Genomic DNA, 2,997 nt, shown 5'->3' on the forward strand with positions numbered 1-2,997 from the left:
CCCCCCTATTTATTATTTAACCAAATGGCATAAGATGCTATTCAAAATGATCAGTAGATGTTTTTAAGACTCCGAAAACAACAAATTATCTATTCAAACACGTTCAAGCATTCGATTCAAAGCAAGAATGGCGTTATCCGCAATCTTCTTTTCTACTTTTATCGGATTAATTACTGTACCTTCCGCAATTGATTCGAGAGCCCAAAGCAGATGCGGCAGATCAATTCGGTTCATCGTGAGACATGGACACATATTCGGGTTCAAAGAGATGATATTTTTGTCAGGATTATTTGCGATAAGCCGCTTGACAAGGTTCATTTCCGTGCCAATTGCCCAGGAACTTCCTGATTTTGCTTTTTCAATCATGTTAATGATATAGGATGTCGAGCCATTATAGTCTGATAAGGCGACTACTTCACGGCGGCATTCTGGATGAACAATTATATTCATTTCCGGTTGCTCAGCCCTAAGCGTTTCAATATTCCCTGTTGTAAAGTTTTCATGAACAGAGCAATGCCCTTTCCAAAGAAGCACCTTCAAGTCTTCTAGCTCCCCTTCATAGATTAATTCATCATTATGAGGGTCCCAAACAGCCATCTGCTTCAACGGGATTCCAAGGTCATAGGCTGTATTCCTCCCAAGATGCTGATCCGGAAGGAAGAGAATTCGTTCTTTTTGCGAGAGGGCCCAAGAGACCATTCCCTGTGCATTTGAAGAAGTTACAGTCGCTCCGCCGTTTTTTCCAACGAAAGCCTTGATTGCCGCTGTTGAATTGACATATGTTAGCGGAAGAATCGTATCACCAAACATGGACTGCAGCTTTGTCCAAGCACGTTCTGTTTGGTCAATATCCGCCATATCTGCCATCGAACAGCCCGCTCGCATGTCCGGCAGGATAACTGTCTGTCCTTCTGTTGTCAAAATATCGGCTGTTTCAGCCATAAAATGCACGCCACAAAACACGATGTACTCCGCTTCACGATTTTGCGCAGAAAGTTGAGCTAGCTGAAGTGAATCACCAGTTACATCCGAAAATTGAATGACTTCCTCACGTTGATAATGATGACCTGGAATATACAATCGGCTCCCAAGTTGCTGTTTAATCTTACGGACCCGCCTCTCCATTTCCTCCTTTGTCATCGATTTATATGTTTCAGGTAATACATTCCCTGCTGTTTTGGCCATCTCCAGTATGTTCATTTAATTACCCCCTCACGTTCTGCAACCTTTGCACTAATATCAAGTGCCCTAACACTGTGCGTTAAACTGCCCAATGATATATAATCAACCCCTGTTTCCCGATATAAGGCTAAATTAGTCAAGTTAATCCCACCTGAAGCTTCAGTGATAATATGTTCAGGCACCAAGTTGATCAGTTGTTTAATTTCTTCAGGACTCCGGTTATCGAACATGATAATATCGGCACCTGCTTCAACTGCTTCTTGCACTTGATCTGCTGATTCCGTTTCCACTTCGACTTTCGTGGTATGTCCCAGCTTAGCTTTGACTGTTTGTACTGCCTTCGTGATAGAACCGGCAAAAGAAATATGGTTGTCCTTAATCATGACGGCATCATACAATCCATATCGGTGATTGAAGGCCCCACCAGATCGGACCGCATATTTTTCAAGCATCCTCAGACCTGGTGTAGTTTTCCTAGTATCACAAGCCCTTGTTTTTGTACCAGCTAAAATCATGGTTGCTTTATGCGCCTGTGTTGCAATAGCGGACATGCGTTGCACTAAATTCAAAACTACTCTTTCCCCTTTTAGAAGCGAAGCCATATTGCCGGTTATTCTTGCAAGCTGTTGRCCTGTTTCAAACACTTCTCCATCTTGAACAAACAGTTCAACCAGTATTTGGTGATCCAGCAGCGCAAATCCCGTGTTGATGACAGCACTCCCACTAAAGACACCATCTTCTTTTGCGATGAACGTCAAAGTACCCTGTTCATCTTGATTAAAAATCGTATCACTCGTTACATCGCATTCACCTATATCTTCTATCAAAAATTGTTGCAGCATCTGCTTAAGCTTTAATGTGTTCATATAGTCTTCTCCCTTTCACTCGGTTTTTCACATCCGTGCAGGCAAGGATAACAGAGTTTTTCAGCCATAAGGAGTCATCTTCCCTTGGATAGTCACTGCGAAAATGACCGCCCCTGCTTTCCGTTCTAGTCAAAGCGGATTCAGCAATCAGCCACGCTACGAGTATGGCGTTGATTTTTGTTATTTCGTTTATTGATAATGCAGTAACTTCCATATGCAGCAATTTTTCTATATCAAAAGATTCAAGATAGTCCTTTAAACGAGTTAAACCCGCTTCATCTCGAACAATTCCTGCTTCGCTCATTAACATTTCCTGCAATGTAGCCAAATCAGGTATTGCGGATAAAAGGGTGTAACATTTGGAATGCTCTTTTTCTAACGGTATGGTTCTTGATGGCATATGAGCAAGGAAATGACCAAGCGTATTTCCAAAAACAAGCCCTTCTAGAAGTGAATTGCTTGCCAAACGGTTTGCTCCATGAACGCCAGTACAAGCTACTTCACCAACTGCATATAAGGAGGCGACAGAAGTTTGGCCCMATTGATCCACTTCAACTCCACCCATCAAAAAATGGTTTCCAGGTGCAACCGGGATTTTTCCGAATTTAAGGTCAATACCGCTTTTTTCACATAATGAAGTCACAGTTGGAAAACGTTTTTTAAAATCCTTAATCATCGAAATATCCAAAAATACCTTTTCACCGCGCTGCAAATAAGAAAAAATCGTCTGTGCCACAATATGTCTTGGTGCAAGGTCTTTCATTCTGTGGACACCTTCCATGATGGGCTTGCCCATTTCATTCACTAATTGTGCACCATCACCGCGGACCGCCTCTGAAACGAGCCCCTCTGCTTTACCATTAATAAAAAGAAGAGTCGGATGAAACTGGATAAATTCCATATCACGCACTCGTGCCCCAGCTTTGAAAGCAAGTGCGATTCCATCCCC

General features: G+C 42.4%; 3 protein-coding genes. All 3 read right to left on the minus strand.

What is annotated here, in order from left to right:
- Nucleotides 1–93: 93 nt before the first annotated feature.
- Complete coding sequence (gene nadA / locus AC1DUW_RS24755; RefSeq protein WP_053347143.1) at nucleotides 94–1,200, minus strand: quinolinate synthase NadA; 1,107 nt, start codon at nucleotides 1,198–1,200, stop codon at nucleotides 94–96.
- The gene (nadC, locus tag AC1DUW_RS24760) at nucleotides 1,197–2,048 is read right to left on the minus strand and encodes a carboxylating nicotinate-nucleotide diphosphorylase (protein ID WP_477643717.1); all 852 of its coding nucleotides are present in this window, start codon (nucleotides 2,046–2,048) and stop codon (nucleotides 1,197–1,199) included. Before nadC ends, nadA begins: the two co-directional genes overlap by 4 nt.
- Nucleotides 2,029–2,997: FAD-binding protein (locus AC1DUW_RS24765; RefSeq protein WP_477643718.1), on the minus strand; the 969-nt coding region annotated here is incomplete at its 5' end. The genes AC1DUW_RS24765 and nadC, both read right to left, overlap by 20 nt.

The sequence above is a fragment of the Peribacillus sp. P4_C12 genome (genome assembly GCF_056402095.1).